Annotated in this window: 33 protein-coding genes; 12 read left to right on the top strand and 21 right to left on the bottom strand. The window is 63.1% G+C overall.

All coding sequences use genetic code 11. The features are described 5' to 3' along the window. Positions 1-93: 93 nt before the first annotated feature. The 11 genes from psmA to dapA form a co-directional block, all read right to left on the bottom strand. The gene (psmA, locus tag GJR99_RS03755) at positions 94-858 is read right to left on the bottom strand and encodes an archaeal proteasome endopeptidase complex subunit alpha (protein WP_151109409.1); all 765 of its coding nucleotides are present in this window, start codon (positions 856-858) and stop codon (positions 94-96) included. Between the two features lie 6 nt (positions 859-864). Further along, entirely contained in the window at positions 865-1,344 is a 480-nt protein-coding gene (locus tag GJR99_RS03750) for an Rpp14/Pop5 family protein (RefSeq protein WP_151109407.1), read from the bottom strand. 3 nt (positions 1,345-1,347) lie between these two features. Then, entirely contained in the window at positions 1,348-1,974 is a 627-nt protein-coding gene (locus GJR99_RS03745; protein WP_151109405.1) for a class I SAM-dependent methyltransferase, read from the bottom strand. Continuing rightward, the gene (locus GJR99_RS03740) at positions 1,958-2,653 is read right to left on the bottom strand and encodes an RNase P subunit p30 family protein (protein ID WP_151109404.1); all 696 of its coding nucleotides are present in this window, start codon (positions 2,651-2,653) and stop codon (positions 1,958-1,960) included. Before GJR99_RS03740 ends, GJR99_RS03745 begins: the two co-directional genes overlap by 17 nt. Before the next feature lie 155 nt (positions 2,654-2,808). Continuing rightward, positions 2,809-3,375 carry a BGTF surface domain-containing protein gene (locus GJR99_RS03735; protein WP_151109402.1) on the bottom strand — a complete coding sequence of 189 codons (567 nt, stop codon included), beginning with the start codon at positions 3,373-3,375 and terminating at the stop codon, positions 2,809-2,811. Positions 3,376-3,425: 50 nt separating this feature from the next. Next, positions 3,426-4,517 carry a M20 family metallopeptidase gene (locus GJR99_RS03730; RefSeq protein ID WP_151109400.1) on the bottom strand — a complete coding sequence of 364 codons (1,092 nt, stop codon included), beginning with the start codon at positions 4,515-4,517 and terminating at the stop codon, positions 3,426-3,428. Further along, a complete protein-coding gene (gene dapF, locus GJR99_RS03725; protein WP_151109398.1) occupies positions 4,514-5,380 on the bottom strand; it encodes a diaminopimelate epimerase in 867 nt (288 codons plus the stop codon). Before dapF ends, GJR99_RS03730 begins: the two co-directional genes overlap by 4 nt. 20 nt (positions 5,381-5,400) lie before the next feature. After that, positions 5,401-6,648 carry a diaminopimelate decarboxylase gene (gene lysA / locus GJR99_RS03720; protein WP_151109396.1) on the bottom strand — a complete coding sequence of 416 codons (1,248 nt, stop codon included), beginning with the start codon at positions 6,646-6,648 and terminating at the stop codon, positions 5,401-5,403. Then, positions 6,645-7,487, bottom strand: coding sequence for a 2,3,4,5-tetrahydropyridine-2,6-dicarboxylate N-succinyltransferase (locus GJR99_RS03715; protein ID WP_151109394.1), 843 nt, complete (start codon positions 7,485-7,487; stop codon positions 6,645-6,647). The genes lysA and GJR99_RS03715 overlap by 4 nt, the downstream gene beginning before the upstream one ends. Further along, on the bottom strand, positions 7,484-8,245 hold the full coding sequence (dapB, locus tag GJR99_RS03710) for a 4-hydroxy-tetrahydrodipicolinate reductase (RefSeq protein ID WP_151109392.1): 762 nt from the start codon (positions 8,243-8,245) through the stop codon (positions 7,484-7,486). The genes GJR99_RS03715 and dapB overlap by 4 nt, the downstream gene beginning before the upstream one ends. Then, positions 8,242-9,159 (bottom strand): 4-hydroxy-tetrahydrodipicolinate synthase, encoded by a 918-nt coding sequence (dapA, locus tag GJR99_RS03705; protein ID WP_151109389.1) that lies wholly within the window; start codon positions 9,157-9,159, stop codon positions 8,242-8,244. The genes dapB and dapA overlap by 4 nt, the downstream gene beginning before the upstream one ends. A 415-nt stretch (positions 9,160-9,574) precedes the next feature. On the opposite strand from dapA, the gene GJR99_RS03700 reads away from it, so the two are divergent. After that, positions 9,575-10,072, top strand: coding sequence for a LabA-like NYN domain-containing protein (locus tag GJR99_RS03700; protein WP_151109387.1), 498 nt, complete (start codon positions 9,575-9,577; stop codon positions 10,070-10,072). Here the strand turns inward: GJR99_RS03700 and GJR99_RS03695 are convergent, their stop codons facing one another. Together GJR99_RS03695 and GJR99_RS17365 are read right to left on the bottom strand one after the other, a co-directional pair. Beyond that, positions 10,073-10,999 carry a DUF7847 domain-containing protein gene (locus tag GJR99_RS03695; RefSeq protein WP_151109385.1) on the bottom strand — a complete coding sequence of 309 codons (927 nt, stop codon included), beginning with the start codon at positions 10,997-10,999 and terminating at the stop codon, positions 10,073-10,075. An 80-nt stretch (positions 11,000-11,079) separates the two neighbouring features. After that, positions 11,080-11,247, bottom strand: coding sequence for a hypothetical protein (locus GJR99_RS17365; RefSeq protein ID WP_191967063.1), 168 nt, complete (start codon positions 11,245-11,247; stop codon positions 11,080-11,082). A 119-nt stretch (positions 11,248-11,366) separates the two neighbouring features. Here GJR99_RS17365 and GJR99_RS03690 point away from each other — a divergent pair, with 119 nt between their 5' ends. Beyond that, complete coding sequence (locus GJR99_RS03690) at positions 11,367-11,849, top strand: PUA domain-containing protein (protein WP_151109383.1); 483 nt, start codon at positions 11,367-11,369, stop codon at positions 11,847-11,849. A gap of 47 nt (positions 11,850-11,896) precedes the next feature. Here GJR99_RS03690 and GJR99_RS03685 read toward each other — a convergent pair whose 3' ends face one another. The 3 genes from GJR99_RS03685 to srp19 all read right to left on the bottom strand — a co-directional run bounded on the left by GJR99_RS03685 (position 11,897) and on the right by srp19 (position 13,446). Next, the gene (locus tag GJR99_RS03685) at positions 11,897-12,877 is read right to left on the bottom strand and encodes a presenilin family intramembrane aspartyl protease PSH (RefSeq protein WP_151109381.1); all 981 of its coding nucleotides are present in this window, start codon (positions 12,875-12,877) and stop codon (positions 11,897-11,899) included. Positions 12,878-12,943: 66 nt separating this feature from the next. Further along, positions 12,944-13,168 (bottom strand): H/ACA ribonucleoprotein complex subunit GAR1, encoded by a 225-nt coding sequence (locus GJR99_RS03680; RefSeq protein WP_151109379.1) that lies wholly within the window; start codon positions 13,166-13,168, stop codon positions 12,944-12,946. Continuing rightward, positions 13,168-13,446: a signal recognition particle subunit SRP19 gene (gene srp19 / locus GJR99_RS03675; protein WP_151109377.1), complete on the bottom strand. Its 279-nt coding sequence runs from the start codon at positions 13,444-13,446 to the stop codon at positions 13,168-13,170. Before srp19 ends, GJR99_RS03680 begins: the two co-directional genes overlap by 1 nt. Before the next feature lie 118 nt (positions 13,447-13,564). Between srp19 and GJR99_RS03670 the strand changes: the two genes are divergently transcribed. Continuing rightward, positions 13,565-14,563 carry a hypothetical protein gene (locus GJR99_RS03670; RefSeq protein ID WP_151109375.1) on the top strand — a complete coding sequence of 333 codons (999 nt, stop codon included), beginning with the start codon at positions 13,565-13,567 and terminating at the stop codon, positions 14,561-14,563. Positions 14,564-14,644: 81 nt separating this feature from the next. Here GJR99_RS03670 and GJR99_RS03665 read toward each other — a convergent pair whose 3' ends face one another. Beyond that, on the bottom strand, positions 14,645-15,760 hold the full coding sequence (locus tag GJR99_RS03665; protein ID WP_151109373.1) for a PGF-CTERM-anchored ABC transporter substrate-binding protein: 1,116 nt from the start codon (positions 15,758-15,760) through the stop codon (positions 14,645-14,647). A 60-nt stretch (positions 15,761-15,820) separates the two neighbouring features. On the opposite strand from GJR99_RS03665, the gene btuC reads away from it, so the two are divergent. The 4 genes from btuC to GJR99_RS03645 all read left to right on the top strand — a co-directional run bounded on the left by btuC (position 15,821) and on the right by GJR99_RS03645 (position 20,393). After that, positions 15,821-16,915 (top strand): vitamin B12 ABC transporter permease BtuC, encoded by a 1,095-nt coding sequence (gene btuC, locus GJR99_RS03660; protein ID WP_151109371.1) that lies wholly within the window; start codon positions 15,821-15,823, stop codon positions 16,913-16,915. Positions 16,916-17,013: 98 nt separating this feature from the next. Further along, the gene (locus tag GJR99_RS03655; protein ID WP_225317651.1) at positions 17,014-18,252 is read left to right on the top strand and encodes a heme ABC transporter ATP-binding protein; all 1,239 of its coding nucleotides are present in this window, start codon (positions 17,014-17,016) and stop codon (positions 18,250-18,252) included. Positions 18,253-18,400: 148 nt separating this feature from the next. Beyond that, positions 18,401-19,570, top strand: coding sequence for a tubulin/FtsZ family protein (locus GJR99_RS03650; protein ID WP_151109367.1), 1,170 nt, complete (start codon positions 18,401-18,403; stop codon positions 19,568-19,570). A gap of 145 nt (positions 19,571-19,715) precedes the next feature. Next, complete coding sequence (locus GJR99_RS03645) at positions 19,716-20,393, top strand: RNA ligase partner protein (RefSeq protein WP_151109365.1); 678 nt, start codon at positions 19,716-19,718, stop codon at positions 20,391-20,393. 44 nt (positions 20,394-20,437) lie between these two features. Here the strand turns inward: GJR99_RS03645 and GJR99_RS03640 are convergent, their stop codons facing one another. Continuing rightward, on the bottom strand, positions 20,438-20,638 hold the full coding sequence (locus GJR99_RS03640) for a DUF7511 domain-containing protein (protein ID WP_151109363.1): 201 nt from the start codon (positions 20,636-20,638) through the stop codon (positions 20,438-20,440). Further along, entirely contained in the window at positions 20,638-21,003 is a 366-nt protein-coding gene (locus tag GJR99_RS03635; RefSeq protein WP_151113834.1) for an ArsR/SmtB family transcription factor, read from the bottom strand. Before GJR99_RS03635 ends, GJR99_RS03640 begins: the two co-directional genes overlap by 1 nt. Positions 21,004-21,186: 183 nt before the next feature. Here GJR99_RS03635 and GJR99_RS03630 point away from each other — a divergent pair, with 183 nt between their 5' ends. Continuing rightward, positions 21,187-21,828 (top strand): helix-turn-helix domain-containing protein, encoded by a 642-nt coding sequence (locus GJR99_RS03630; RefSeq protein ID WP_151109361.1) that lies wholly within the window; start codon positions 21,187-21,189, stop codon positions 21,826-21,828. A gap of 74 nt (positions 21,829-21,902) precedes the next feature. Continuing rightward, positions 21,903-22,037 carry a DUF7560 family zinc ribbon protein gene (locus GJR99_RS17705; RefSeq protein ID WP_255518299.1) on the top strand — a complete coding sequence of 45 codons (135 nt, stop codon included), beginning with the start codon at positions 21,903-21,905 and terminating at the stop codon, positions 22,035-22,037. Positions 22,038-22,104: 67 nt separating this feature from the next. Here the strand turns inward: GJR99_RS17705 and GJR99_RS03625 are convergent, their stop codons facing one another. After that, positions 22,105-22,593, bottom strand: a complete 489-nt coding sequence (locus GJR99_RS03625) for a halocyanin domain-containing protein (RefSeq protein ID WP_151109359.1) — start codon at positions 22,591-22,593, stop codon at positions 22,105-22,107. 102 nt (positions 22,594-22,695) lie between these two features. Between GJR99_RS03625 and GJR99_RS03620 the strand changes: the two genes are divergently transcribed. From GJR99_RS03620 to GJR99_RS03610, 3 genes are read left to right on the top strand one after another with little or no spacing between them, the layout of a single operon-like run. Next, on the top strand, positions 22,696-22,980 hold the full coding sequence (locus GJR99_RS03620; RefSeq protein ID WP_151109357.1) for an Htur_1727 family rSAM-partnered candidate RiPP: 285 nt from the start codon (positions 22,696-22,698) through the stop codon (positions 22,978-22,980). Beyond that, complete coding sequence (locus GJR99_RS03615) at positions 22,977-24,173, top strand: TIGR04347 family pseudo-SAM/SPASM protein (protein ID WP_151109355.1); 1,197 nt, start codon at positions 22,977-22,979, stop codon at positions 24,171-24,173. Before GJR99_RS03620 ends, GJR99_RS03615 begins: the two co-directional genes overlap by 4 nt. A gap of 46 nt (positions 24,174-24,219) precedes the next feature. Beyond that, a complete protein-coding gene (locus tag GJR99_RS03610) occupies positions 24,220-24,405 on the top strand; it encodes a hypothetical protein (protein ID WP_151109353.1) in 186 nt (61 codons plus the stop codon). A gap of 141 nt (positions 24,406-24,546) precedes the next feature. Here the strand turns inward: GJR99_RS03610 and GJR99_RS03605 are convergent, their stop codons facing one another. Beyond that, on the bottom strand, positions 24,547-25,521 hold the full coding sequence (locus GJR99_RS03605) for a winged helix-turn-helix domain-containing protein (protein WP_151109351.1): 975 nt from the start codon (positions 25,519-25,521) through the stop codon (positions 24,547-24,549). Positions 25,522-25,740 lie beyond the last annotated feature (219 nt).

Below are 25,740 nucleotides of genomic sequence, written 5' to 3'. Positions count from 1 at the left end.
TAGTGCCGACAGATACCGTTCGGTAGCGACGCGAAGCCGTCGGTACTGCGACTGTCGTCTCTGAGAAGAAAACGCGAAACCGCGGGATGCGGTCTACTCTTCGTCGTCGTCCGACTCGTCTTCCTCGGTCGCCAGCAGGTCGTTGGCGACGAGGTGTTCTTCGATCTCCTCGTTCGACAGTTCGACGAAGCGCTCGGACTCGGCCGAGACCGTCGCCACGTCGACGCCGTCGGGCGCGATGCCTTCCTCGTTGGTCGAGGCGATGGCTTCGAGCGCCAGTGCGATGCCCTCTTCGAGGGTCAGGTCGTCGCGGTAGTTCTCTTCGAGGTGTTCTTGGTGGTCGCCGCGGTCGGCACCGATTGCGACGGCCTTCCACTCGTAGGGCGTCCCCGAGGGGTCCGTCTCGTAGAGGCGCGGGGTGCCGTTTTCGACGCCGCCGATGAGGAGGGCCACACCGAACGGACGGGCACCGCCGACCTGCGTGTACTGCTGGATGTGGTCGGTGACTTCCTTGGTCAGCGTCTCGATACCGATGGGTTCGCCGTAGCGGAGGCGGTTGACCTGCGACTGGCGACGGGCGAAGTCGATGAGTTGGCGGGCGTCGGCGACGTGGCCGGCGCTCGCGATACCCACGTGGTCGTCCGCCTTGTGAATCTTCTCGACGCTCGTCGGTTCCATCAGTGGCGAGCGAGAGCGTTTGTCCGCCGCGAGGACGACACCCTCGGGTGTTCGCACGCCGATACTCGCGGTGCCGCGCTTGACGGCCTCACGAGCGTATTCGACCTGATAGAGTCGACCATCCGGCGAGAAGATAGTAATCCCGCGGTCGTACGCCTGTTGTTGCGCTTGTCCCTGCATAGAGTATCACTCGAAATCGAGTTGCGTCGCGCCCGTGAACCCGTCCGGCCCGCTGACGTCCAAGAGGGAATTGCGGACGACGGCAGTCCGGGATTCGGTCTCGAACACGACGTCTCTCTCCTCAGAAATTCCGGCCCGGCGGTGTAAATACCTTTCCGAACAGGCACGTACCGTTCCGGAGACGCCGCGCACTCTCACGCCAACCGGGTGGTCGCCGACCGTGTCGATACAGGCGAGTGCTGCACGCGCTTCTTCGACGGAGCCACGGCGGGCGCGGACGATGGTCTCGGCGACGCTATCCTCGAAATCGAACCCGAGGACCGTCAGGTCGGCGTCTGCACTTCCGGCGTCACCGTAGAGATTCTGGGCGGCGTACCACAGTTCTCGCTGGAACGAGCCACGACGAATGGTCGCGTCGGGCCACGTCTCGAGTTCGACGGCGAGATAGCGCCAGCGTGGGCGGAGATGTTTCGGGAGGTGTTTCATCGGTTATTCCTCGGTCGATTGTGCGCGTTCTGCGACTAGTACCCCGACTTGCTCGTGGACCGACTCGACTGCGGTGAGGACGAATCCAGCGTCAGTGAGCGCGTCTGCGAGCACGCCGACGGTCGACGGGTCGTCTACTTCGGGTGAGTAGAACGGTTCGTCGGGGTTCGGTTCGCCGAAGAACATCACGTCACCGAGGACGAATCGCTTCGGTTCGAGGTCGGCGACGACGCGGATTGCCTCGCGTTTCTCCTCGTCCGAGAGGTGGTGCATGGCGAAGTTGGAGACGACGACGTCGATGTGCTCCCCGTCTGGGACGTTCGGGTCGCGGAACCTCCCCACACCGAACTCGATGTTCTCGATACCGACTTCGGCGGCTTTCGTCCGTGCCTGTTCGAGCATGCCCTCGCTGATGTCGCGGCCGATGACGCGCTTGGCGTCCGGTGCGAGTGCGAGCGCGATGGCACCGGTTCCCGTCCCGAGGTCCAAGACGACGTCGTCGGGGGTCGGGTCGGCGTAGTGGACGACGAGGGAGACACACGCGCGGTACTCCTCGCTGTTCTGACTCTCGTCGTACTCGGAGGCGATCTCTGAAAACCGGGCGGCGTGTTCCTCAATCGTCTTCTTCATACCGACCTCGTTTGACGCCCGGAGCAATGAACGACTCGGACGTTCGGCCTCGGTTTCGTTCGGTCAGGCGGTCCCACTCGCGGAGTCCGTCCAGAATCTGCTCTCGGTCGAACCCGACGACGTCCCCGAGTGCGGCCAACTCGCGGGGGGCGCGGAGTTCGAGGTGTGAGCGCGGCCCGCCGGAGACGACGTACGGAACGTCGTAGTATTCGACGAGTTCGCGGAGTTTTCGGAGGTTAGAGAGCGCTTGGACGCGACTGCCGCCCTCGGTTCGGAGGACGGGAGAGAGGTCGAACTCGACGCGGACGCCGTTGTCTCTGGCGGCTTTCGCCAGCACGTGGTTGAAGTTCCCGTTTCCAGCCATCGGACGCGCGAGCACGTCGACGCGAGGTTGTTCGACGGCAAATCGGTTGAGCGCGTTCGTCCCACCGCGGAGGATGAGGAGTTCGCGCTGTGGCCGGTAGTTTCCGACCGACCCGCTGGCGTGTTCTGGGTCCGGGGCGTCTATTTCGACCGCGTCGACGAGGTCGACGTCGAGTTCGTCGCGGAGGCGGTCGAAGTCGGGACGGGCGTCCATCCCACGGACGACGACGCCGTCGTACCCGTATCTCTCGGCGGCGATTGCGACGCGACTAGCCGTACTCTCGCCGTCGGGGTGTGCGTAGACCGCCTCGTACATACGCCGACGATAGGTGGGGTAGAAAAAGGGCGTTGCGTTCCTGGGCGAGTCCAGGGAGGCAGTCGGTTGGAGTGAAGACTCCAATCGGGACCGCTCTGCTCTGTGGCCGTCACCGACGTCGCTCCGTATTCGATACCGACGTCGCTTCGTGGTCGTCACCGACGTGCGAGGAGTGCGACGACCAGGGTGGCGACGACGCCGGTTGTGATACCGAGACCGGGGACGGTCACCCCCGAGAGCGGACCGCTCGCCGTCGTGGTCGTCGTGGAGGTCACCGTCTCTGGTGACGTCGTCGCGGTCGTCTCCGGGTTCGACGGGTCGTAGGTGAGCGTCGAGTTCTCGGGCATGTTCTCTGTCACAAGCCTCCCGTCTAACTCGTGGATGGTGCTCTGGTTGTGCCGTACCACGACGTCGACTGGACCACCGCGTAACGGGGCTAACCCCGAGAGGTCGAAGACGACGGTGAACGACCCATTCTCGTCGACTCTGACTGCTTTCGAGACCAAGAACGGATGTGTGTCACCGACCGACTTCACGCGGACGCCGATGACGGTCCCCTGTTCGAACGGTGTCGTTCCGCGAATCTGCTGGTTTTGCGCGGCGTCGAGAATTATCTCGTCACCCTGATGTTCGATGGTGGTTAGACCATCCGAGGCGACGACAGTCGTCGACGCGACGACGAGGACGAGGAGGAGGGCGATGAGCGAATGTGGAGGGCGCATCGATTACAACGAATCTTCCGCAGAGTATGAACGTTTTGATTGAACGACATTTAGGAGACCAGATGGTCGACGGTCTGGACCAGGGCTTCTGCCGCAGTTCGGACGTCGTCGGTGTGGACGTACTCACGGTCTGCGTGTGCGACAGCACCCTCGTCGTCCGCGAGGACGCCAGGGCCGAAGACGACCACGGGTGCAGGTGAGAAGTACGAGGCTTCGGTGGCGGCGGTAAACGGTCGCACGTCGCCACGGCCACCCACACGCTGTGACGCGTCTGCGAGCGTCGTCACGAGGTCGTGGTCTGGGTCGGTGGCAAACGCTTCGAGGAACGGTGTCGGGCGCTCGGTGAGTTCGAACCCCACGTCGATTCCCTCGGGAACGACCGACTCGAGCGTCTCTAGAAGCGACGAGCGGAAACCGTCTGCCGTCTCCGGCGGGACGCTCCGCCGGTCCACGACGAGCCGACACTCCGCCGGGACTTGATTCGAGTTCTCTCCACCATCGACCATCGTGGGCGTCAACGTCGCCGGACCGAGTTCGGGGTGGGCTGGTCTGTCGTCGTCGAACGACCTGAGCGCGTCGAGAACGGGAGCGAGCGCGTCGATAGCGTTCGAACCTGAGTCGGGCTCTGCGGCGTGAGCGGCGACACCGCCGAGGGTAACCGTCCCTTCGAACCGGCCTTTTGCCGCGGTACACACGTCGAGTCCCGTCGGTTCGCCGACGATGTACAGGTCGCCGTCGACGTCGAGTGCGGCAGCACCCGTCGAGAGCAGTTCTTCGTCGGGCGTGATTGCCAACGTGACTCGCGAATCCGACGCCGGGTCGGCCGAGAAGAACGCCGCGAGAAGTGCGGCGAGCGGGCCTTTCGCGTCACACGACCCACGTCCGTGGATGGTGCCGTCTTCTCGGGAGTACGGGATGTGCGGCGAGACGGTGTCGATGTGCGTATTCAAAACGAGGTGCGTCTCGGGGTCGGACGCACCCTTCGAGGCGACGGTGTTGCCGGCGTCGTCGACGGTCGGGTCGGCACCGTTGGCTTCGAGGGTCTCGACCAGCAGGTCACGCATCGCACCGACGTCTTCGTTCGAGGCCACGGGGACGGCCCGTTCGAGGAACGAGACGGGGTCGAACCCGTCGCCGGTCATCGTTCGCGGAAGACGATGTCGGCCTCGCCGTCGCCTTCGTGGACAGCAGGGCCACCGAGAAGCGCGGAGCCTTCGTCGGGAACCGTGACCGAGAGCGTCCCGCCGGGCGGGGAGACGCGAACGGGGTCGTCACCGGAGACGTGGCCGAGCCGCTTCGCGGCGGCGACGACGGCGACGGCACCCGTTCCGCAGGACTGCGTCTCGCCTTCGACGCCGCGTTCGAAGGTCCGCTGGCGGAACCCACCGTCGCCGTCTGGCGAGGCGAGGGTGACGTTCGTCCCCTCGGGGAACAGCGGTGCGTGTCGAATCGACGGGGCAACCGCTTCGAGGTCGACGTCGTCGACGTCGTCGACGAACGCCACGGCGTGTGGAACGCCCGTGTTGACGGCCGTGATGGTCAGGCCCTCGACCGCTGCTTCGACGAGTTCTTCGTCGCTTTCGAGTGGAACGTCCCGTGGGTCGAACGAGGGGGCGCCCATCTCGACGGTCACGTAGTCGTCGTCGAGTGACGCTCGCCGAGTGCCGGCGGGCGTATCTATCATAATCTCGTCTGAGTCGGTTCGCTCCGCCGCCCACGCCGCCGCGACGCGAGCGCCGTTACCGCACATGGCGGCGACAGACCCGTCCGGTTGGACGAGCGTCATGACGACGCGTGGTGGGTCGTATCGAGATTCGAGTGCGAGAAAGAGGACGCCATCTGCGCCGCGTCGGTTGCTATCGTCGAGTGCGATACCACCCTGTCGGTCGCAGTGCGTTCGTGCGAACGCTGGGCGGTCTGGAACTGGGTCTTCGGCATCGACGACGAAGAAGTCGTTTCCGGTGCCGTGGAACTTTTCGAATGGGACGGTGTTGAGTACGCTCATGATTCTGTGTGTGTGCTTGGTCAGTTGGGAGGGTGTTCAGATGCGGTTCGTTCGAGGGTGACGACGTCGTCTAAAGTCTCGCGGCGACGGGCCACGCGGGGGCCATCGTCGTCGAGGACGACTTCGGGGGGTCGCGGCCGAGAGTTGTAGGTGCTGGCCATCTCGTAGCCGTATGCCCCCGCGTTGCCGATTGCGAGGACGTCGCCGCGCGCTGGTCGGGCGAGTGGTCGGTCTTCTGCGAAGACGTCGCTCGTCTCGCAAACAGGTCCTGCGATGGTGGTCGAAACGGTGTCGGCGTCCGGGCGAGAGAGGTTCGAAATCGCGTGATACGCGTCGTACATCGCCGGTCGGAGCAAGGTCGTCATACCAGCGTCGATGCCGACGACAGTCGTCTCGGGAACCTCCTTGACGGTGTTGACCGCCGAGAGGAGGACGCCCGCGTCGGCGACCACGTAGCGCCCAGGTTCGACAGCGAGTTGGGCGTCGGTGTCGCCGAGGGCGTCGCGGGTCGCGTCGGCGACTGCCGCGAGGTCGAGTGGCGGTTCGTCGTCGTGGTACGGGACGCCGAACCCGCCGCCGACGTCGACGAATTCGAGGCCGCCGATGGCGCGAGCGAGGTCACCCATCCGACGGACGAGTTCGCGGTGTGCCGAGAGGTCGTCGCCCGAGATTCCGCTGCCCGCGTGGGCGTGGACGCCGACGAGTTCGACGTCGTCACGAACGTCCTCGGCAACGCTCGGGACGCGGTCGATGGGGATGCCGAACTTCGCGTGGCCCCCCGTCGTGACCTTCTCGTGGTGGCCCGCGCCGACTCCTGGGTTCGCCCGGAGACAGAGTCGGCCGTCGAACCCACGCTCGGTGAGTCGGCCGACGGTATCCTCGGCGCCGACGGTGACGGTCATCTCGGGATTGTCTTCCCACCGGGAGACGACGTGGTCGAGGTCGGCCGCCGGCGGGTTGACCGCCGTGTAGCGGATGCGGTTGCCAGGGAATCCGGCCGCGAGGGCGCGTTCGACTTCGCCGGCGGAGGCGCACTCGGCGTCGAGACCGGCGTCGAGGACGGTTTCGAGGACTGCCTTACCCGTGTGTGCCTTGACGGCGTAGCTGACGTGTGCCTCGGGGAACGCCTCACGGAGGCGGAGACAGTTCTCGCGGACGCGCTGGAGGTCGGTCACGTACAGCGGCGACCCGAACTCGTCGGCGAGCGACAGGAGTTGCTCGCGGTCCCAGTCAGACAGTCGCCGGACGGCCGGACCTCCGTCGCTCATTCGCGGAGTGCCTCCTCTCGGCGGGTCGCGTCGAGAGTATCGTCTTCGATGTCGAGTGCGACGACGGCGGGTTTGTACGCGCCGCCGGCGAACAGGTCGTGGTCACCGATAGAGGATTCGACGAAGCGAGTGAACGCCCGGCGGTTCGCCGGCAGGTGGCCGTAGTGTATCTCCTCGTCGACGAGGTCGTAGACGGGGATGCGCGGCGTGAGAAGCGTGTTCTCGCCGACGATAGAGTTCTCGCCGACGACGAATCCAGAGGTGACGCGACACCCGGCACCGAGTGCGGCACCGTCTTCGACGACGACCGGTGCGTCTTCGACCGGTTCGAGGACGCCACCGATGAGCGTGTTCGCACCGAGCTTCACGTTCGCGCCGATTTGGGCGCACGACCCGACGGTGTCACAGGAATCGACGAGCGTTCCGTCGTCGACGTACGCACCGATGTTGACGAACGACGGGCTCATCATGATACAGTCAGCGCCGAGGTACGCGCCGCGGCGGATGACGGTGCCATCCGGCGTGTTTCGGGTGCCACGGTCTGCCAGGTCCTCGGTGTCGCGGAGTGGCAGCACGTCGTGATAGCGAACGTCGCCGTACTCTCGGGTGAGCGTCTCCCGCAGACCGAAGTTGAGGAGGATGCCTCGCTTGACCCACTCGTTGGCCTCCCACGAGGTCACCGCAGACCCCGTCTTCTCGGCCGCGCGCACCTCGCCCGCTTCGAGGGCGGTGAGGAACGCGTCCAGTGTGTCGAGTTCGTCTACGCTCGCCGACGCGGCGTCTACGTCGCCGTCGTCGTATCGGTGCCACAGTTCTCGTACGTCGGATTCCAGGCTCATTCGAGTACCTCGGTGAAGTCGTACCACCCGGCGTCGCGGCCCGAGAGCCACGCCGCGGCGTCGAGTGCGCCGGCGGCGAAGACCCCACGCGACCCCGCGCGGTGAGTGAGTGAGAGTGACTCATGATTTCCAGCCAATAATACTTCGTGCTCACCGGCAATATCCCCCGCCCGGCGAGCGTGGACACCGATTTCACCCGCACTTCGGGGTGCTTCGCCCTCGCGGCCGTGTACGCGGGGTGAGTCGCCGCGTGCTTCATCTATGTCGTCTAATAGCGTCAGCGCGGTTCCACTCGGCGCGTCGCGCTTGGCGTTGTGGTGTGTCTCGGTGAGTTCGATGTCGTAGCCGTCGAGTGCCGGAACGGCCTCGCGAACGGCGCGGCGGAGTGCGGCGATACCACGCGAGAAGTTCGACGCGTACAGGACCGGAACCTCGTCGGCGGCGTCGCGGAGCGCGTCGAATCCGCCTTCGCTCAGTCCGGTCGTGCCGGAGACGAAGGCGACGCCCGCTTCGGCGCAGGCGGCCGCGTACTCGACGCAGGACGCAGGACCGGTAAAATCGACGAGAACGTCGGGTTCGTGAGTGGCCAACAGGTCCGGAAGGTCGGCGGCGGCGGCGACGGCGACGCCCTCGACTTCGTCGCCTGCGGAGCGACTCACTGCGAACGCGACTTCCACGTCGTCGCGGTCGGACGCGGCGGCGAGGACTTCCTCGCCCATTCGCCCCGTCGCGCCGGTGACGGCGACTCGGACCGTCACTCGTCGGCCCCTCCGTCGGGAACCGCCGGTTCGGCGGCGAGTTCGTCGAGGAGGCGACGCATCTCTGCGGTGTTCTCTTCGGTGAGACGGGTCAGTGGCGGGCGCAGGTCGGCCGGGCCGTAGCCCCGAATCTCCATCGCTTCCTTGACCGGGATGGGGTTCGTCTCACAGAACAGGTGCCGGCAGAGTGGGCCGAGTTCGTGGTGAAGTTCGCGAGCGCGTTCGTAATCGCCCTGCAGTGCCGAGTGGACCAGCGCGCCCGTGCGTGCCGGTTCGACGTTTGCGACGACGGAGATGGTGCCGACGCCGCCCACGGAGAGCACGGGGAGCGTGAGGCCGTCGTCGCCCGAGAGGACGGCGAACTCCTCGTCTCGTGTGTACTCGACGACCTGCGAAATCTGTCCGAGGTCACCGCTCGCGGCCTTGTAGCCGGCGATGTTCGGGTGTTCGGCGAGGGTTGCGGCCGTCTCCGGCAGGATGTTGCTTCCCGTGCGGCCGGGGACGTTGTAGACGATTTGTGGGACGTCGACTTCGTCGGCAATCGTGCGATAATGTTCGACGAGGCCCGACTGTTCGGGCTTGTTGTAGTACGGCGAGATGAGGAGGAGTGCGTCGGCGCCGGCGTCGGCGGAGCGTCGAGAGAGTTCGAGTGCTTCTCGGGTCGAGTTCGACCCGGACCCGGCGATGACGGGCACGTCTTCGACAGCCTCGACGACTGCTTCGACCACTTCGACGTGTTCGTCGTGGGTCAGCGTCGCGGATTCGCCGGTCGAACCGACCGGGACGAGTCCATCGACGCCTGCCTCTTCGAGGCGGCGGGTGTCGGACTGCAGTTGTTCGAAGTCGATACTTCCGTCCTCGTGGAACGGAGTGGTCATCGCGGGGAAGACGCCGCGAAGGTCAATTGTTGTCATGTGTCGTGGTGTGGTGTTGAGACGGCTGTGGTGGAATGTGGGAATCGGTCGTTCAGACCGGGTGCGCGTCGAATCGGGGGCCGCCCGAGACGGGGTCGCTACTCCCGCAACGAGCGATTATGACGCGCGTTTTTTCGAAAAGAATTCGTCACGCGACGCTGTCGACCGTGTGGCGGTCGTCGCAGGTCGCGTAAAGTCGTTCACACCGGATGCAGGTACTGGGAGCATAATATAACTTGCGCACTCTGCAGGACCTGCCTCTCACCACGAATCGGTGTTTCGAGCGTTTGAGCGTTCCAAATATGCATTTTTGAGTTGTAGCGCTCCAATCTCAGTTTGCGCTATAGCGCTCCAATCTCAGAGTTGGGAACGCTCCCGGACGGTTATTAGCCTGGGGGGTGCAACCGATGGACGAATGACAGAGATTCATCCCGACCAACGCGTCGCCATCTTGGCAGACGCGCAAAACCTCTATCATACCGCACAGAGCCTCTATTCGAGGAATATCGACTACTCGTCGCTGTTAGAGAAAGCGACCGCAGGTCGTGCGCTCACTCGCGCAATCGCCTACGTCATCCGCGCGGATTCGCCCGACGAAGAACGGTTTTTTGATGCACTCGTCGACATCGGTTTTGAGACCAAGATTAAAGATATCAAGACGTTCGGCGACGGGTCGAAGAAAGCCGATTGGGACCTCGGCATGGCGCTGGACGCGGTCAGTCTCGCCAACCACGTCGATACGATAATCATCTGTTCGGGAGACGGCGACTTCGAGCGCCTCTGTTCACACCTTCGACACGAGGGTGTTCGCGTCGAAGTCATGTCTTTCAGAGAATCGACTGCGGACGAACTCGTGGAGGCCGCAGACGCCTTCATCGACCTCTCGGAGCGACAAGAGACCTTCCTCCTGTAGTCACTCGAACTTCGGAATCACCGACTCGCCGTCGATATCGGGGCCCGTCGGTCCCACCTGTTTGGTGTGGCCACCGTCGTGTGCCTCGAAGAACGCGACGGCGTAGGTGTACTGGAACGTCGTCAACAGCATCTGTGCTGCCAGCGATATCGCTGCGATGGCGACGATTTCTGTCGTCGAAAAACCGAGTCCAGACGGGACCGTTCCCGGAGCGACGCCACCGGCGTTCTGGAGGTTCTGAATGTCCTGGAGGTTCTGGAACGTCCGGAAGAAGATGAATCCAGTGACGGGAATCGAGACGAGGAACCCGGCCACGAGTTGGATGACCGAGTAGCCGAGTGCGGGGACGATATTGTTCCGGACGAGTCGGTAGCTCTCACCGAACGATTCGATCGCTCCAGACTCGCCCACGACGACGGCGACGGGGAAAAACTGGATGAAGAAGTTGACCAGGACGAACACCAGAAACAGCAAGAGGAGCGCGACGATTGCGATAACGACGCCACCACCGATAGCGAGGTCACCGCCTCCGCCGCCGGCAACCGCTCCGAGACCGATGCTGAGCACGACGACGGTCGTAACGATGACGAACACGATACCGAACGCGATGACGATGCCGAGTTCGACGATGTTCGCCAAGAGCAAGGGGACGTACTTCTCACGCCCCACGGCGGTCAACGTCGAGAGCGTCGTCCGCGACTCTGCGCTCTCGAGTGCTTCGTCGGCCATCCCGTAGATACCGGCGGCGACGAACGGGGTGACGAAGAACGCGAGCACCTGCAACACCGTGGGAACGAACGGAATCCCTGCCAACTGCGTCCCGAGTTGCGGGAGCGTGATGAGTCCCGCGAGGAGGCCCCCGAGGAACAACACCGGGTTCGACCCGATGCTCTGGAGGGCAGTCTTGAGAGAACTGATAGCTGCCATACACCCAACGTGTCGAAGCGACTATACGTAAAACAGCGGGTCGAAAGCTGCAATCAACAAAACGCGGGTCGGAACTCCGACTACGCCGTGGGCGACGACGCCCGAACGACGGTGGCGAACGCACCGAGTGCGGCAGTGACGGCGAGGAGGGTCGACAGACGGCCGTCGAGGGGCGTCTGTGTGAGGAGGGCGCTACTCGCGAGGAGGAGAACTGTCCCCACCCCCGCGAGTCGAATATCGACTGACATACTCCGACGGCGGTCGTTCCGCTATTTAGGACTTTTTGATTGATTCGCCCGTGTTGTCAGTTCACACGCCCTCGGACGGGACCGCGACCCACTTTAGGTGGCGGGGAGAACTGCCGGGTATGACCGAAGCCGATGGGTCCGACTTGGCGGACCTCCGAGTCGTCGCAGACTACCAGTTCGGGGCCGGCGCGGGTGACGCGTTGTTCCCTGCAGACGCTGCTACCGAGGTCTCTCGTTCTCGAAGTGGTCGCCCGCGACAGGTGTACGTCGAGGGTGAACGCGTCACCTCCTACGGCACCGACGGCCGATTCACACTCGGCGTGGAGGGTGGCCGACGACTTCGCACCGCACTCGACGAGTTGGCGTACACCGTCGTCGTCGGCGACGAATCGGTGCCGTTCGTCCGCGACGGGAAGAACGCATTCGCCAAATTCGTGACCGACGTCGACCCCGCCGTTCGCTCGGGCGACGAGGTGTGTGTCGTCGGTCCCGACGGCGAACTGCTCGGCGTCGGCCGCGCGGAGCTCTCTGCCGACGCGATGCTCGACTTCGAGACGGGCATGGCTGTTCGCGTCCGCGAAGGCGCTGGAAGCGAGGAGTAACTGCAGGAGAGAACGCGAGGGGGGAACGCGAGGCGAGAACGCGACGCTTAGAGATACGGTGCGAGACCGAGTGCGGAGACGAGTGGGACGCCCGCGACGACCGACCCGACGAGATATCCGCTGATTGCGCCGCCATTGAGAAGCGGCAGTCCAGCGTGTGCACGACCTTTCATCACTGCCCACATGAGCGCGGCAAAGCCGACGAACGTTCCAACCATCGCGAGCAGTGCGGGGAGGTTGAGCGCCGGAAGTGCCGCGATGCCGAGCGACGGTGCACTCGAGAAGAACGCCGCCGACGCGACCATCACCGTCGGCATGACAGCGTCACCGAGGCCGATGAAGAACGCGTCGCGGTCGCCGGGGTCTGCGTCGGCGTCGTCTCCGTCTGCGGACTCTGACTCGCCATCGTCAGCGTTCTCGCCGACGTCGTTCGCGTCGCGCGCGAAGTCTTCGTCGAGGAGTGAGTACGACCACGTCGTCGGGATGACGAGGACGACGGGGATTCGGAGGTCCATCACACCCTCTGCGAGGTCGAGCATGTGTTTGGTCTTGTAGACGCTAATCGCGTCGTAGACGGCGAGAATCGACAGGAGGACGAGCGCCGGGAGGAGGCCGAAACTGATGCCGAACAGACCGGCAGCACCTGCACCCATGAGTGCGCCCGCAGTGTCGATGACGTACCACTCGGGGTAGACGAGGAGCGCGAGAGCGACGACGGCCGAGAGGGCGAGAGCGAGCAGCCCGTTGGGGAGCACTGCGGCGAAGACGTACCAGGCCAACACCCCGCTCGTAAAGACGATGATGCCGCGGATGAGTTGGTCGAGGTCGTATTTGAACGCGACGAGCATGAACGCCGTCATCCCGATGATGGCGCCGATGTAGAGGAGACTGTTCGTCGGGTCTGTGGGGTCTTCGACCGTCTGGTAGCCCTGTTCGAAGAACGTCGGGACGAGTGCGAGCGCACCCACCTGTACGACGAGAAAGATGAGGGCGGCGAGGGCGACACCTCGATAGGCGCGGCGTGGCATACTCCTGGGTTCCAACCCGAAGGCTTTGGGGATTGCGCTCTGGCCTCGGTTACGCTCTTGCCTTGCTCACCGAGCGTAGAGTTTGGTGCCGACGAGTCGTGCTGGGTTGTCGTCGTTCGCCGTGATAGCGACGTATGGTCGGTCCACTGGACCGAACACGTCGACGATTCGGCCGACTGTCGAGAGCGACTCGTCTAAGACCATCGTCCCGATGTCGGGTGTGTCGTCGTCGTCGAGGCGAACGATAGCGAGACCCTGCGCCGTCCGTGAGACGGTGCCGATTCGCCGCATCAGTCTCGGAGGATGCCGACGTAGGCGGCGACAGCCTGTACGATGTCGTTCTTCGTGGCGTCGTCTGCGTTGTCCACGAGGATACGACCACGCGTCTCGAACTCTCGCGGATAGCGTTTGTCCCGTTCGATGACCGCGTCGTACCCGACCTGCTGGACTGCTTTCGCAATCTCGTCTACGGTCGGGTCTTCGACTGCGGCCGACTGTGCGACCCGCCGACCTTCGCTGCGCGAGAGAGAGGCGTCGAGGTAGGCAGGGTAGATGACGTTCTCGACCATACTCGTTTCTCTGCCACCCGACGGTAATACGGTTGTGGTCTCTCGGGCCGAGGGTGCTCGAGTTTCGAAATCATGTCGGGAATAATATTATTGTCGTGGTGAATGAGTTGGAGACAAGATGAACGTGCTCGGCTACGTTGGGTTCGTCTCCCTCTTCATCGTCCTTGGAGTCGGCGTGAAATGGTTTGACCCGGCAGCAGTGTCTCAAATCTCTCGGCGAATGGGATTGAGTCGAACGAAGGGGTGGAGTATCGGAATTGTCGCACTTCTGTGGATGTTCCTCCCGGTCCTCGCCGGGGCAGAACTCGGTGACAACGAACTGTGGGTCGCCGGCGCGGCAGTCGCTGGGGCCGGGTTCTACCTCGCGACGATTGCCGCAGGGTCGATCGACGAGCACCGACTACTCCAACGTGTTCCGCACGTCGCACCCGAAGCGGTCAGTTCGGACGGCCCGGACACGCTCGTCGCAACGTCGGGGGTTCCGAAAGTCCCCACCGACGGGAACGAAGACGAGTTCAGGACGCCCTTCACCGGCCACCCCTCCATCCACACCGACTGGATAGTCCAACGCCGTGAACAACTCGGCGTTCGAACGGTGTGGCGAAACGTCGCCGAAGGGGTCCGGAGTGCCGAGTTCACACTCGGTGACGGGGCAGTGAGAGTCACACCGGGACAACACCGAGTATTCACTAGTCGTCACTCGACGACCGCCGTCGAGTTGGACGGAGACATCGACGAGCGAACAGCGTCTTTCCTCCGGGAGCACCCAGAGCTTCCGTCGCCGGGGGTGTCGGACGGACGGCTAAAGGTTACCGAGCAGTACGTCCCCGCCGACGAACCCGTCACCGTCCTCGGGCACGTCGAACAGACCCGAGAGCCAGGGGTCGTCCGTATCGATGGCGCACCCATCGACGCCCTCCTCGGAACACACGCAAACCACTCGGCGTCGCCGGAAGGGGAGGCAGAAGCCATCTTGATTCGAGGCGGTATCGAGAGCGCACGACGCACGATGCACAAGCGCGTCTACTGGCTCGGTACCGTCAGTGTCGGGATGATTCTGGGCGGCCAACTCGCGTCGTTTTGGCTCTCGTCTGCGAGTTTCGGGGCCTTGTTGTGATGCTGTCTCTGTGCGTTCGCACGCCGGAGTGGTGACGGTATCGGATAAAAACGTGCGGACGATTCGAAAAGCGGTCGTCAGTTACAGGCGGCGACCGACGAACGCGGTGAGAGCAAGTGCGACGACTGCGGCGACGGCAGAAAAGCCGGGTGCGCTACTCTCGGTCGTTTGCGGGTCGTCAGCGGTCGCAGTCGCGTCCTGTTCGCCGGCCGTCGTTTCGGGGGTAGCGGTCGTCGTTTCGGAGGTCGTGGTCGTCGTCTCCGTCGTCTCCGACTGGTTCTGGAGTTCCTGATATCGCTCGTACGCGTCGGGGTGGACGGCCTTCAGAATCGTCTCACTCGCGTCGATTGCGCGGGGTGCAGGTTGCTGGAGGTTGTTGGCGTCCACGACGACGACGTTGCCTTCTTCGATGGCAGTCGTGCTGTTGTACGCGGGGCTACTCGGGATGGGAGCGTGAGAGGGGACGACGAGGTACTCGGGGTTCATCTCCACGACGAGCTCTTCGTTTATCTCCCCGAATCCGGTGAAACCAGCCTCAGCAGCTCCGTTTCGAAGGCCACCTGTGGTCATAATCTCGGAGATGAACGTCTCACCACCGGCGGCGTAGCCAAAGAACACGTTGAGTCCGACTGGCCGTTCGACGTCTTCCAGTGCGCGCTCCATGTTCTCGATAGAAGTGCGCATCTCGTCGGCGCGTTCGGTCCCCGCCTCGCAGTTGCCCGTGATGCGACCGATTCGCTCGACTTTGTCCGCGACGGCCTCGAGTGAGTCACCGCTCTCGAAGACGACGACAGTCAGCCCAGCGTCACGGAGTTGTGCGATGCGGTCCTTCTCGACGGTGTACGTCGTGTTCGGAACGAGGACGACGTCGGGTTCGAGGCCGATGACTGCCTCGACGCTGAGGCCCCCCGACCCGGAGACGTTCGCTTTCTCGCTCGCCCCGTCGAGATACTGTGCGAACTGCGAGACGCCGACGACTTCGTCTTTCGCGCCAATCTCCCACATCGTCTGGGCGGCGCTCGGGTTGGTCGTGACGACGCGCTCTGGGTCCTCGGACATGGTCACTTCGGTTCCCGTGGCGTCGGTGACCGTCATCGGGAACGAACACTGTCCATCGTGGTCTGCCGCAACCGGGGCCGGAACGCCGGCGAACACGGTTACGAGTACCAGCAGTACAGCGGCAATTCGTTGATTCACAGTAGTGGCGTCGTCGACAGTTCAATAAATATTTACCTAATGAAAGCGCGCTTGTGTTCGATGAACGTTCGAACACGAGCGGCGACGTGGGCACTCGGTCTCACTGCCCTGTTGGCGCTCGTCGTGGTCGTCAGCGCCGGTATCGGCCACGTCTCGATTCCGCCGCGGACCGTCGCGCTCGTCCTCCTCGACGCGCTTCCGGTCCCCGTCGGCGTCTCTCTGAGTGGCGCAACCGCGCTCCCAATCGTCGGCTCCGTACCCTTGCCATCTGTCGATTTCGTCTCACCGTTCTCGACGTCGGTCCCGCGAACTGCGCAGGTCATCGTCGTCTCCGTCCGCCTCCCTCGCATCGTCCTCGCGGCCCTCGTCGGATTCGCGCTCGCCACTGCGGGCGTCGTCATGCAGGGGTTCTTCCGGAATCCGATGGCCGACCCGTCTATCATCGGCGTCTCGTCGGGTGCGGCGGTCGGTGCCGTCGCGACGATTGCACTCTCGCTTTCGCTTCCGTTCGGCCTGCACGGAGCGGCCTTCGCGTCGGCTATCGTCACCGCGTTCGTCGTCTACATGCTCGGCACGCAAGACGGCCGCACGCCCGTCGCGACGCTCCTTCTGGCGGGTGTCGCGGTCCAGACGTTCCTCGGTGCAGTCATCTCGTTTCTCCTCTTGCAGAGCGGTGAGAGTCTCCGGCAGGTCGTCTTCTGGTTGATGGGCCATCTCTCGGGGGCGACGTGGGACGAAGTCGTGATGCTCACGCTGGTGCTTCCGCTCCCCTTCGCCGTCTTACTCGCACACACTCGCGACCTGAACGTCCTGCTCCTCGGAGAGGAAGACGCCCACGCCCTGGGCATCGAAGTAGAGCGCACGAAGCAACTTCTCCTCGCCACGGCGAGTATCGTCACGGCGGCGGCAGTGGCCGTCTCCGGTGTCATCGGATTCGTCGGTCTCGTCGTTCCCCATATGCTCCGTCTCGTCGTCGGGCCGGACCACCGTCTCCTCTTGCCGACGTCGGCACTGGCGGGCGCGTCGTTCCTCGTTCTCACCGACACCATCGCCCGGTCGGGTGTGGCAGAGATTCCCGTCGGCGTCGTGACCGCGGCACTCGGTGCGCCGTTCTTCCTCTATCTCCTTCGAACTCGGGAGGTGCGTTCGCCGTGAGTAACGACCCAACAGAACACGCTGCAGACCACTCAACAGACCGTTCAGCAGACCATGCTGCGGTAGCAGACGACCCATTCACAGCGTCGAAGCCCGCAATCGAGTTGGACGACGTGTCGGTCTCGCTGGGTGGCCAGACAGTTCTCGACGGAATCTCGGCAGATATCGGCGACGGAACGTTCGTCGGGCTCATCGGCCCGAACGGCGCAGGGAAGACGACACTGCTTCGGATTCTCAACGGGTCGCTCTCACCGAACTCGGGCAGGGTCCACGTCGCCGGCGAAGATATTCACGCGCTGTCTTCGAAAGCGGCGAGTCGCCTCGTCGCGACGGTTCCGCAGACGACGGCCGTCACCTTCGACTTCCCCGTCCGCGAAGTCGTGCGGATGGGTCGGACTCCACACCGCGGACGGTTCGACGGGTGGTCCGAAGACGACGAAGCCGCCGTCGAGGCCGCGATGCGTCGGACGTCTGTCGCTGCCCTCGCAGAGCGGCCAGTAACCGAGATAAGTGGTGGTGAGCGACAGCGAGTCCTCATCGCTCGGGCGCTCGCACAACAGACGCCGACGCTTCTCCTCGACGAACCGACCGCCAGCCTCGACATCAACCACCAGGTTCGAACGCTCGAACTCGTCGACGACCTGGTCGGCGAAGGGACGACTGCGGTGGCCGCGATTCACGACTTGAACCTCGCGGCACACTACTGCGACGCCCTGATTCTCCTCGCGAACGGGCGCATCCTCTCGGCGGGTGACCCAGCGACCGTCCTCTCCGAATCGAACCTCCGAGAGGCGTTCGACGCAGAGGCAGTCGTCTCGAGACATCCGGTAACTGGCTCGGTGTACGTCACTGCACTCCCGTCGTCTGCGTCTGCCGACGCGACCGGTCGAGTTCACGTCGTGGGTGGCGGTGGAACCGCCGCACGGTCTCTGCACGTCCTCTCGGCAGCAGGGTACGCCCTCTCTGCCGGCGCGCTCAACGAAGGTGACACCGACGCCGAAGCGGCGCGACGAGTCGGCGCGGACCTCGTGACGGTTCCGCCGTACGCACCCGTCGACCACGCGGCGCAGTCTGCAGTCGAATCGCGTGTAAAAGCCGCGGACGTGACCGTCGTCGCCGACGTCGAAGTCGGAGAGGGGAACCTCGCAAACCTCGAAGCGGCGGCGGCCGCAGACTACCTCGTCCTCGTCGAAGAACGCCCCTTCTCCGAGCGCAACTACGCAGGCGATGCTGGGCGGGCAGTCTACGAGCAACTTCGCGAACGTGGTCACGTCGTCGAACCCAGTGAGTTACTCTCCGTCGTCGGTGAGTTGGCCTGCGAGGCGGCCGGTGAGTGACTCGTCGGCTACTGATTTTCGGCACACCGACTCGCTCAACTGTGCTCGTCGAAGTCGGCAGGTTAGTGGTTCTCTGAACTTGGCTACAGGCCACATATTCAAGACGTGTGCGTGCGTCTATTAGTTCGATTTCTGAGAGGAACTGCAGATGAAACTCGCACTCATTGGGGTCGGACAGGCCGGTGGAAAGGTCGTCGACGCCCTCATCGACTACGACCGGCGGACGCAAAGTGACTACATCGTAGACGCGGTGGCGGTCAATACGGCCCGCGCGGACCTGATGGGGTTGCGGAACATCCCACAATCCCACCAAATCCTCGTCGGAACGTCACGCGTGAAGGGTCACGGTGTCGGTGCGGACAACGACCTCGGTGCAGAAGTGACCGCAGAGGACGTGGGTGAGGTGCTCTCGGCGGTCGACGACTTGCCGGTCCACGAGATAGACGCGTTTCTCGTCGTCGCGGGACTCGGCGGCGGAACGGGGTCCGGTGGCGCACCCGTCATCGCTCGCGAACTCAAGCACATCTACACCGAACCAGTCTACGGCCTCGGAATCCTCCCCGCACGAGACGAAGGCGGCATCTACACGCTGAACGCCGCGCGGTCCCTCCAAACGTTCGTCGCCGAGGTCGACAACCTCATCCTCTTCGACAACGAGGCGTGGCGTCGAACGGGCGAGTCTCTCGAAGCAGGATACAGCGAAATCAACACTGAACTCGCCCGCCGACTGGGCGTCCTGTTCAGTGCTGGTGAGACAGATGGGTCCAGCGTCGTCGCCGAGTCGGTGGTCGACGCCTCCGAGATAATCAACACTCTCGCCTCCGGAGGTATCTCGACGATTGGCTACGCCCCCGTCGAACTCGACAGACCCAAACGGGGGCTCTTCTCGCGACTCGCGGGGACCCCGTCGGCCACAGACGACGACGGCGAGTCGATGAACCGTATCACGAGTCTCGTTCGACGTGCGGCCCTCGGCCGACTCACACTCCCGTGTGAAATCGCTGGGAGCGAACGCGGACTCGTCGTCGTCGCGGGCCCACCGGACGTGCTCTCCCGACGCGGCATGGAACGCGGCCGAAAGTGGCTCGAAGAGGAGACAGGGACGATGGAGATTCGCGGCGGTGACTACCCTGTCGAGTCGAACTTCGTCGCCGCAGTCGTCCTCCTCTCGGGTGTCTACAACGTTCCACGCGTGAAGGAACTGCAGGCAGTCGCCATCGAGACGCAGCGAGACATGCTCGCCAAGCGAGCGGCCAGCGCGGCGTCACTCGACGAACTCGTCGATTCAGGGGACGACAGACTCGAACCGCTATTCTGAGGACTATCGACCTGTATTCTGCTATTCTGCGGACTATCGACCTGCATTCTGCTATTCTGCGGACTATCGACCTACGTTCTCTCAGTTCGGGACTCGTTCGAAATCACGGGAAGGGTCATAGTCTATGGGTGCGAAGACTCGACCAATGGCCGAGTACCCGCTCAAACAACGGTTCGTGCTCGATACCTCGCTTTTTCTTTCCGAGGAGATTCGCGACGACGACGAGACGTTCGAAGAGGGAGTCGAACGATTGCTCGACACGATCGCCGCGGCGCGCTTAGATTTGAACATCTCCTGTTACATGCCGCCGTCTATCGCGGCCGAACTGGAGCACATCCTTCGGGAACGCGGAGTCTCCGAGGAGCTACTCGGAAAACTCGACACGTGGGTCATCAAGAAACACCCCGACCGCTACGAGGTGTACATCCCCGCAGAGATCGTCTACCGATTCATCGACGAGATGTCTGACCGAGTCAACCGCGGCCTTCGAGTCTCCGAGAAGGCAGTCCGAAAGGCCGAAGAGACCAGACTCCAGTCCGATGGTGCGTCGAAGATGTCTGACGTGGACAAGGTCATCTCCGACCTCAGAGAAGATTACAGAGGCGCACTCAGACAGGGCGTCCTCGACTCGCGTGAGGACTTCGACCTCCTCATCTTGGCGCGTGAACTGAACGCTGGCGTGGTGACAGAGGATACGGGTATCATCAGTTGGGCCGCCGACTTCGGCCTCCGTAACCTCCGTGGCCGGGCGTTCCCGACGCTCCTCGAGGAGTATCTCATGGCGCTTGGTGACCCACACCCACAGAGTCGAAGCAAGTGGTGAGCACAGCAGACGAACAGTCGAGGCGGCCGAAACCGACCGCGCTCTTATCGCATCTCGTCTAAATCGACGAACGAATCTCCGATAGCGGTGACCCACTCCGAGAGGAGTTGCTCTGGCTCGGCGTCTTCGGGGTGAATCGTACACTCTTCTTGCCCATCGGGCCCGGTCACGATACGTGAGGTGAGACGCGGGCGAACGGGGAGATTCGTGTTGCGGTCCGGCGTGTGCGCAGATTCTGTGCCCATCAGCGACCCCCCGGTATGGCGACGGTGAGGCCGCTGTCTTCACCCAACGAGACGGTGACGGAGTCGACGTCGGTCCGGTACTGACTCGTGTGGGTCCCGTTCTTGCGTAGCTGAAGCGTCTCGTCGACGAGGCGGGCGTTCGAGAGATGTTCGAGCTTTCGGTAGGTCGTCGAGAGGGGGACGTCGCACTCTTCGGAGAGTTCCTGAGCGGTCATGGGGGCACTCGACCCCTGGAGGGTTGTCAGTATCCGACGGCACGTCTGATTGGACAGTGCGTCGAGGACCATCTCCGCGTACGACTCCGAAAGGCTCGGTCTCTCGGCGGTGTTCTGTCCAGTCGGTTTGCGCGTGAGGCCGGTCTGCATGCTCATTCGTCGATTCGTTCCCCCCACCCCTCGAACCGTACCCCGCATATGTTGGGCTCTTTATCCCCAAGGTGATGCGCCAGTGAGGTCGGCACGAACGGAGCAGGTCGTAGCTCCCCATGATATAAAGGCCCGGTGTATCGGGGGTGTTTATATCAGGGGATGGGGCGTCTGCCTAGAATTATGACGAGCGCAGCGGGCATCAGAGCAGAGTTGAAGGTGACGGGCGTAGACAACTGCCCCGTCGCGTCTGTATCCACGAACGACAATTCCGGATACGCGCTGTCTCGAAGCATGGACACCACGGACGAGGGGTCCATCACGGAGGAGTTCGTCTTCGACAGCGACGCCGGGGTAACCGAGGAGATGGAACAGCTATTCGACTACGGTGACGGGACAGTCTATCGATTTGCACGCGAAGGTAACATCGGTTGTCCGTGCGAGCGAATCGAGGCGTTCGACTGTCCAGTGGTAGACGTACAGACTCGTGATGGCGCACTGTTCTTGACGTTCCACGCACCGAACGTCGAGACGCTTCGAGACGTCGTCTCGTCGCTCCGCGGGTCGGCAGACACTGTCGACGTGAGCAGACTGCTTCAGTCGTCGTCAGACGAGTCGCGTGACCTCGTGTTGGTCGAGCGTGGCCAACTCACGGACCGTCAGCGCGAAGTACTGGAGAAAGCACACGAGATGGGCTACTTCGACCACCCGCGTCGGGCGAACAAAGGCGAGGTCGCGGCGGAACTCGACATCACGACCTCGACGTTCTCCGAGCACCTCGCGATGGCCCAGAAGAAGCTGATGGGTGCTATCCTTCAAGACTAACGTTAGGCCCCACTGAATTGAGGGTACCCTCCCTCGGGGCGTGCGAACATACAACTAATTGGTGAGTCAACACGATGCGTGAACTCGACGTGACCTGTCCTGAGTGTGGAAATCAGTACCGGGTCAACGAACGGATGTTAGAGACCCTCCAGGAGACTGGATGCGTCATGTGCAAAGCCCCGATGAGCGGGACCAAGACGCTCGCGTGAGAACGTAGCGCAGAGGTGAGTGTTCGGGTTGTACCGAACTGTTGTGTAGCGCGTACTCGTTTTGAGACTATTCGACGACGACGACACCGACCATCCCGAGTGTCTCGTGGGGAACACAGACGTACCGATACTCGCCAGTCTCTTCGAACGTGTGTTCGAAGGTGGTTCCTTCGATGGCGGTGAGTTCGGATTCGAACTCGCCACCGCGATGGAGGACGTTGTGTGTCCCGCCGTTGCCGGTCCACTCCCAGACGACGGTCGTTCCCGGTGAGATTTTCACCGCTGCCGGGCCGAAGGCGAATCCGCCGCCGTTGCCCTCTGCGCCCACCTCGACAGTGACGCTGTCTTCGCCGGTCAGGTCGCGGACTCCGTCGTAGTTTTGGGTCCGTTCGAAGAACCCGCCGAAATCACGCACCTCCGTGTCGGCCCCTCCGGTGTCGCCTCCGGAGTCTTCGTCACTACCACCCGATGCACTGTTACAGCCAGCGAGGAGCGTGATTCCAGTCGTGGCCACGGTCGTCTGCAGAAAAGACCGCCGGGAGAACAATTCGGACATTGGTCACCAGTACTAGGCCATCGAACAAGGCTAATCCTTCGATTCCCACGCGATGAAAACAGCCGAAACGTCCCTATCTATCTGCCGCAAAGGCCTCCGCATATGCCCACGCAGGACGACCCGCGGCGAAAACCGCGAATCGACGGTAGCCGCCAGTGGGAGGTATTTATTCGTGAGAACGACGCCGAACCGATGCGCCACGTCGGGAGCGTCTCTGCTCCATCGGTCGACATCGCGACTGAACAGGCGACGACACTCTTCGGGTTCGCGTCGTCGGCGCTGTGGCTCTGTCCGGCCGACGAAGTCCGTCGAATCGGCGGAAACGACCTCGACACCAAAGGGCGAGGGGAATCGACCGCCGCGGACGCGGAGGTAACCCAAGGATGATATCGATTAGTAAACTGCTGTGTGGGCAAGTCGCCGAAGGCGACGGACTCCGATACGACGACCCCGACGTCTCGGTCGAACAGATTCGCGAAGAGAAACAGAAGCGACCGGTCGTCGTCTGGAACACGACTCGCCGCTGTAACCTCTACTGCGAGCACTGTTATGCGGGTGCTGACCTCGACCCCGCACAGGGCGAACTCTCGACCGAGGAAGCGAAGGGCCTCATCGACGACCTGGCCGCCTACGACGTGCCCGTTCTCCTCTTTTCCGGTGGCGAACCGCTCGTCCGAAACGACATCGTCGAACTCGTCGACTACTGCACCGACCAGGGTGTTCGCGCCGTCCTCTCGACCAACGGGACACTCATCACCGAGGAGAAAGCACAGGCGCTCAAAGACGCCGGCCTCTCGTACGCCGGCGTGTCGGTAGACGGCCTGCGAGAACGCAACGACGAGTTCCGCGGAAAAGACGGCGCGTTCGACGCCGCCATCCGAGGCATCGAAAACAGTCTCTCCGTTGGGCTCAAGACCGGCCTCCGATACACTATCACCGAACACAACGCCCCCGACATGGAAGACGTCGTGGACTTCCTCTACGACGTGGGCATCGACCGCTTCTGTTTCTACCACCTCGACTACGGTGGACGCGGCGGTGAAATCGTCGACGCAGACTTAGACGACGAGGCACAACGCCGCGCCGTCCGGCGGCTGTTCGACATGACCCGCGAGTACCACGAGGAGGGCGAAGAGATAGAGACGCTCCTCGTCGGCAACTACGCAGACTCCGCGTACGTCGTCGAGTACGCCGAAGAAGAACTCGGCCAGGACCACGCCGACGAGATTCACCGATATCTCCGCGTCAACGGCGGCGACCCGACTGGCGAACGCGTCGCCGACGTGGACTACCGCGGCGACGTCCACCTCACGCAGTTCTGGCAGAGTTACAGCCTCGGAAACGTGCGTGACCGGCCGTTCGGCGAGATTTGGGACGACGAGTCGAACCCGCTTCTCGCCCGTCTGCGAGAACGCGAAGAACACCTCACCGGCAAGTGTCAGACCTGCCAGTATCAGGACGTCTGCCGCGGGTCGTCACGGCTTCGCGCGCTCGCTGGCTCTGGTGACCTGTTCGGCCCGGACCCGCAGTGTTACCTCACGCCCGAAGAGCGCGGCGAGACGCCCGAACCAGCAGACTGAGGCGATTCCCCGCGGTTTTTTCTCACTCACATCCTGAGAAGACGGTATGCAAACCAGTCGAGGCGTCCCAAACATCCTCGCCGCCGTGTTCACTGTCGTCGCCCTCGTCGTCCTCGCACTCGGTTTCGCGGGCGTCGTCGGCGTGTACGACGCTCCGTTTCCGTTCGCCATCTACGCCATCATCACCGCTGTGAATCTCGTCCTGGCGTGGATACTGTGGCGACTCACGTGAGTTGGACTCTGTTCGAATCCTCGAATAGTGAGAGTTTGTCGAGGCCGTGCTGAATAGCGGGTGCGAGTCGGTTACATCGGCCTCTTCGTCTGGCGAAGACAGACAGAAAATAGCATCAACCGGGCGACTCTCGAGGACAGCCTACACGTCTACCGAGGCGCCCGTGTGGAGAGTCGTGACAGCACCCGTCTCGTCGAGTGTCGCGACCAGTCGGTCCCCGTCGGCTTCGAGGACCATCTCCAGTTCGAACGGGTCCTCGGAGAGAACCGTTTGGCGTTGGACCAACTCCAGTTCTATCAAGAGCCAGTCGTACCAGGGGTGGTAGTCGTGGTCGTCGAGGAACACGAGCATTCGCGGCTCGGTGAGCAGGAACCGATTGCTCGGAATGTCGATCATCGTTTTACAGACGTCACACACTATGACGTACCGGACCTCGAAGATGGTGTCACACGACTCACAGCGCCGGCCAGGTTCCACGTGGTGGCCCCGACAGACCTGGGGAGTCACGCTCATGGTTCCGGTACAGTCGGGACAGACCCCCTCCACCGCGGACATGAATTGATGTTTTACCATGATATCCAGTGCCCGGTAGAACTCCTCCGGGTCTCGGCTACGAGTGCCGACCGGCGAGAGCGATTCTGTCAGGCTCAGTGCCCCATCGAAGCTGGTGCCGCCGAACGCGCCCTCGCACTCGGTGCATCTGATTGCGAAGTAACCGAGGGTTTGGTCGGTGTTGCACTCGAAGACGGTCTGGCCCCCACAGATTTCGCACGGCTTGTCGTTCGGAACCGCGTCGAACACAACTTCGTCGGTGAACGCCCCGGCGAGGATCGCGCTGACCACGCGCTCGCCCTGACGCCGGAGGACGTAGCCATCCTCGTCGTGGCGGACGAACCGGTTGACCAGTGGCTTGAGGTGGTAGTTGAACTGCGAGCCGTCGCGCATCCCGACGGCCTTTCGCAACTCCGAGAACGTCATCGGGTGCTGCGGAACGTGTTCGTCGGGACGGCGTTGTTTCCAGAGTTCGAACAGGATGGCGAGTCGCGTCTCGTGGCCGAGTAGGGCAAACGCCCTGTCCGGCGGGAATTGGTTTTCCGACTCTTCGTCGGTGGTCATAGTGGCATACTAATAGGAGCCGGTGAAGCATAACAATCATCAACAAATCGAGGTTTTTTCGGTCGATAACGACGGATTTCACGCACGGCTATCGTATTTATCTCGACAATCTCGTACGTGAGACCGTCGTGACGGTGGGACACAAACGGCGGTTGTGAGAGGGGACGTTCTGCTACAGAGAACCTCGGGGCGAGTCACGTCGCTCTGGCACACTCTGAG

The sequence above is a fragment of the Haloferax marinum genome, from assembly GCF_009674625.1.
In the GTDB taxonomy this organism is placed as follows: domain Archaea; phylum Halobacteriota; class Halobacteria; order Halobacteriales; family Haloferacaceae; genus Haloferax; species Haloferax marinum.
This window is presented reverse-complemented; position numbering and strand designations above follow the sequence as displayed.

What these genes read in the sequence shown, in the direction of transcription:
- psmA (WP_151109409.1), bottom strand. Translation starts at nt 858, where the DNA reads ATGCAGGGACAAGCGCAACAACAGGCGTACGACCGCGGGATTACTATC.
- GJR99_RS03750 (WP_151109407.1), bottom strand. Translation starts at nt 1,344, where the DNA reads ATGAAACACCTCCCGAAACATCTCCGCCCACGCTGGCGCTATCTCGCC.
- GJR99_RS03745 (WP_151109405.1), bottom strand. Translation starts at nt 1,974, where the DNA reads ATGAAGAAGACGATTGAGGAACACGCCGCCCGGTTTTCAGAGATCGCC.
- GJR99_RS03740 (WP_151109404.1), bottom strand. Translation starts at nt 2,653, where the DNA reads ATGTACGAGGCGGTCTACGCACACCCCGACGGCGAGAGTACGGCTAGT.
- GJR99_RS03735 (WP_151109402.1), bottom strand. Translation starts at nt 3,375, where the DNA reads ATGCGCCCTCCACATTCGCTCATCGCCCTCCTCCTCGTCCTCGTCGTC.
- GJR99_RS03730 (WP_151109400.1), bottom strand. Translation starts at nt 4,517, where the DNA reads ATGACCGGCGACGGGTTCGACCCCGTCTCGTTCCTCGAACGGGCCGTC.
- dapF (WP_151109398.1), bottom strand. Translation starts at nt 5,380, where the DNA reads ATGAGCGTACTCAACACCGTCCCATTCGAAAAGTTCCACGGCACCGGA.
- lysA (WP_151109396.1), bottom strand. Translation starts at nt 6,648, where the DNA reads ATGAGCGACGGAGGTCCGGCCGTCCGGCGACTGTCTGACTGGGACCGC.
- GJR99_RS03715 (WP_151109394.1), bottom strand. Translation starts at nt 7,487, where the DNA reads ATGAGCCTGGAATCCGACGTACGAGAACTGTGGCACCGATACGACGAC.
- dapA (WP_151109389.1), bottom strand. Translation starts at nt 9,159, where the DNA reads ATGACAACAATTGACCTTCGCGGCGTCTTCCCCGCGATGACCACTCCG.
- GJR99_RS03700 (WP_151109387.1), top strand. Translation starts at nt 9,575, where the DNA reads ATGACAGAGATTCATCCCGACCAACGCGTCGCCATCTTGGCAGACGCG.
- GJR99_RS03695 (WP_151109385.1), bottom strand. Translation starts at nt 10,999, where the DNA reads ATGGCAGCTATCAGTTCTCTCAAGACTGCCCTCCAGAGCATCGGGTCG.
- GJR99_RS17365 (WP_191967063.1), bottom strand. Translation starts at nt 11,247, where the DNA reads ATGTCAGTCGATATTCGACTCGCGGGGGTGGGGACAGTTCTCCTCCTC.
- GJR99_RS03690 (WP_151109383.1), top strand. Translation starts at nt 11,367, where the DNA reads ATGACCGAAGCCGATGGGTCCGACTTGGCGGACCTCCGAGTCGTCGCA.
- GJR99_RS03685 (WP_151109381.1), bottom strand. Translation starts at nt 12,877, where the DNA reads ATGCCACGCCGCGCCTATCGAGGTGTCGCCCTCGCCGCCCTCATCTTT.
- GJR99_RS03680 (WP_151109379.1), bottom strand. Translation starts at nt 13,168, where the DNA reads ATGCGGCGAATCGGCACCGTCTCACGGACGGCGCAGGGTCTCGCTATC.
- srp19 (WP_151109377.1), bottom strand. Translation starts at nt 13,446, where the DNA reads ATGGTCGAGAACGTCATCTACCCTGCCTACCTCGACGCCTCTCTCTCG.
- GJR99_RS03670 (WP_151109375.1), top strand. Translation starts at nt 13,565, where the DNA reads ATGAACGTGCTCGGCTACGTTGGGTTCGTCTCCCTCTTCATCGTCCTT.
- btuC (WP_151109371.1), top strand. Translation starts at nt 15,821, where the DNA reads ATGAACGTTCGAACACGAGCGGCGACGTGGGCACTCGGTCTCACTGCC.
- GJR99_RS03650 (WP_151109367.1), top strand. Translation starts at nt 18,401, where the DNA reads ATGAAACTCGCACTCATTGGGGTCGGACAGGCCGGTGGAAAGGTCGTC.
- GJR99_RS03645 (WP_151109365.1), top strand. Translation starts at nt 19,716, where the DNA reads ATGGCCGAGTACCCGCTCAAACAACGGTTCGTGCTCGATACCTCGCTT.
- GJR99_RS03640 (WP_151109363.1), bottom strand. Translation starts at nt 20,638, where the DNA reads ATGGGCACAGAATCTGCGCACACGCCGGACCGCAACACGAATCTCCCC.
- GJR99_RS03635 (WP_151113834.1), bottom strand. Translation starts at nt 21,003, where the DNA reads ATGCAGACCGGCCTCACGCGCAAACCGACTGGACAGAACACCGCCGAG.
- GJR99_RS03630 (WP_151109361.1), top strand. Translation starts at nt 21,187, where the DNA reads ATGACGAGCGCAGCGGGCATCAGAGCAGAGTTGAAGGTGACGGGCGTA.
- GJR99_RS17705 (WP_255518299.1), top strand. Translation starts at nt 21,903, where the DNA reads ATGCGTGAACTCGACGTGACCTGTCCTGAGTGTGGAAATCAGTACCGG.
- GJR99_RS03625 (WP_151109359.1), bottom strand. Translation starts at nt 22,593, where the DNA reads ATGTCCGAATTGTTCTCCCGGCGGTCTTTTCTGCAGACGACCGTGGCC.
- GJR99_RS03620 (WP_151109357.1), top strand. Translation starts at nt 22,696, where the DNA reads ATGCCCACGCAGGACGACCCGCGGCGAAAACCGCGAATCGACGGTAGC.
- GJR99_RS03615 (WP_151109355.1), top strand. Translation starts at nt 22,977, where the DNA reads ATGATATCGATTAGTAAACTGCTGTGTGGGCAAGTCGCCGAAGGCGAC.
- GJR99_RS03610 (WP_151109353.1), top strand. Translation starts at nt 24,220, where the DNA reads ATGCAAACCAGTCGAGGCGTCCCAAACATCCTCGCCGCCGTGTTCACT.
- GJR99_RS03605 (WP_151109351.1), bottom strand. Translation starts at nt 25,521, where the DNA reads ATGACCACCGACGAAGAGTCGGAAAACCAATTCCCGCCGGACAGGGCG.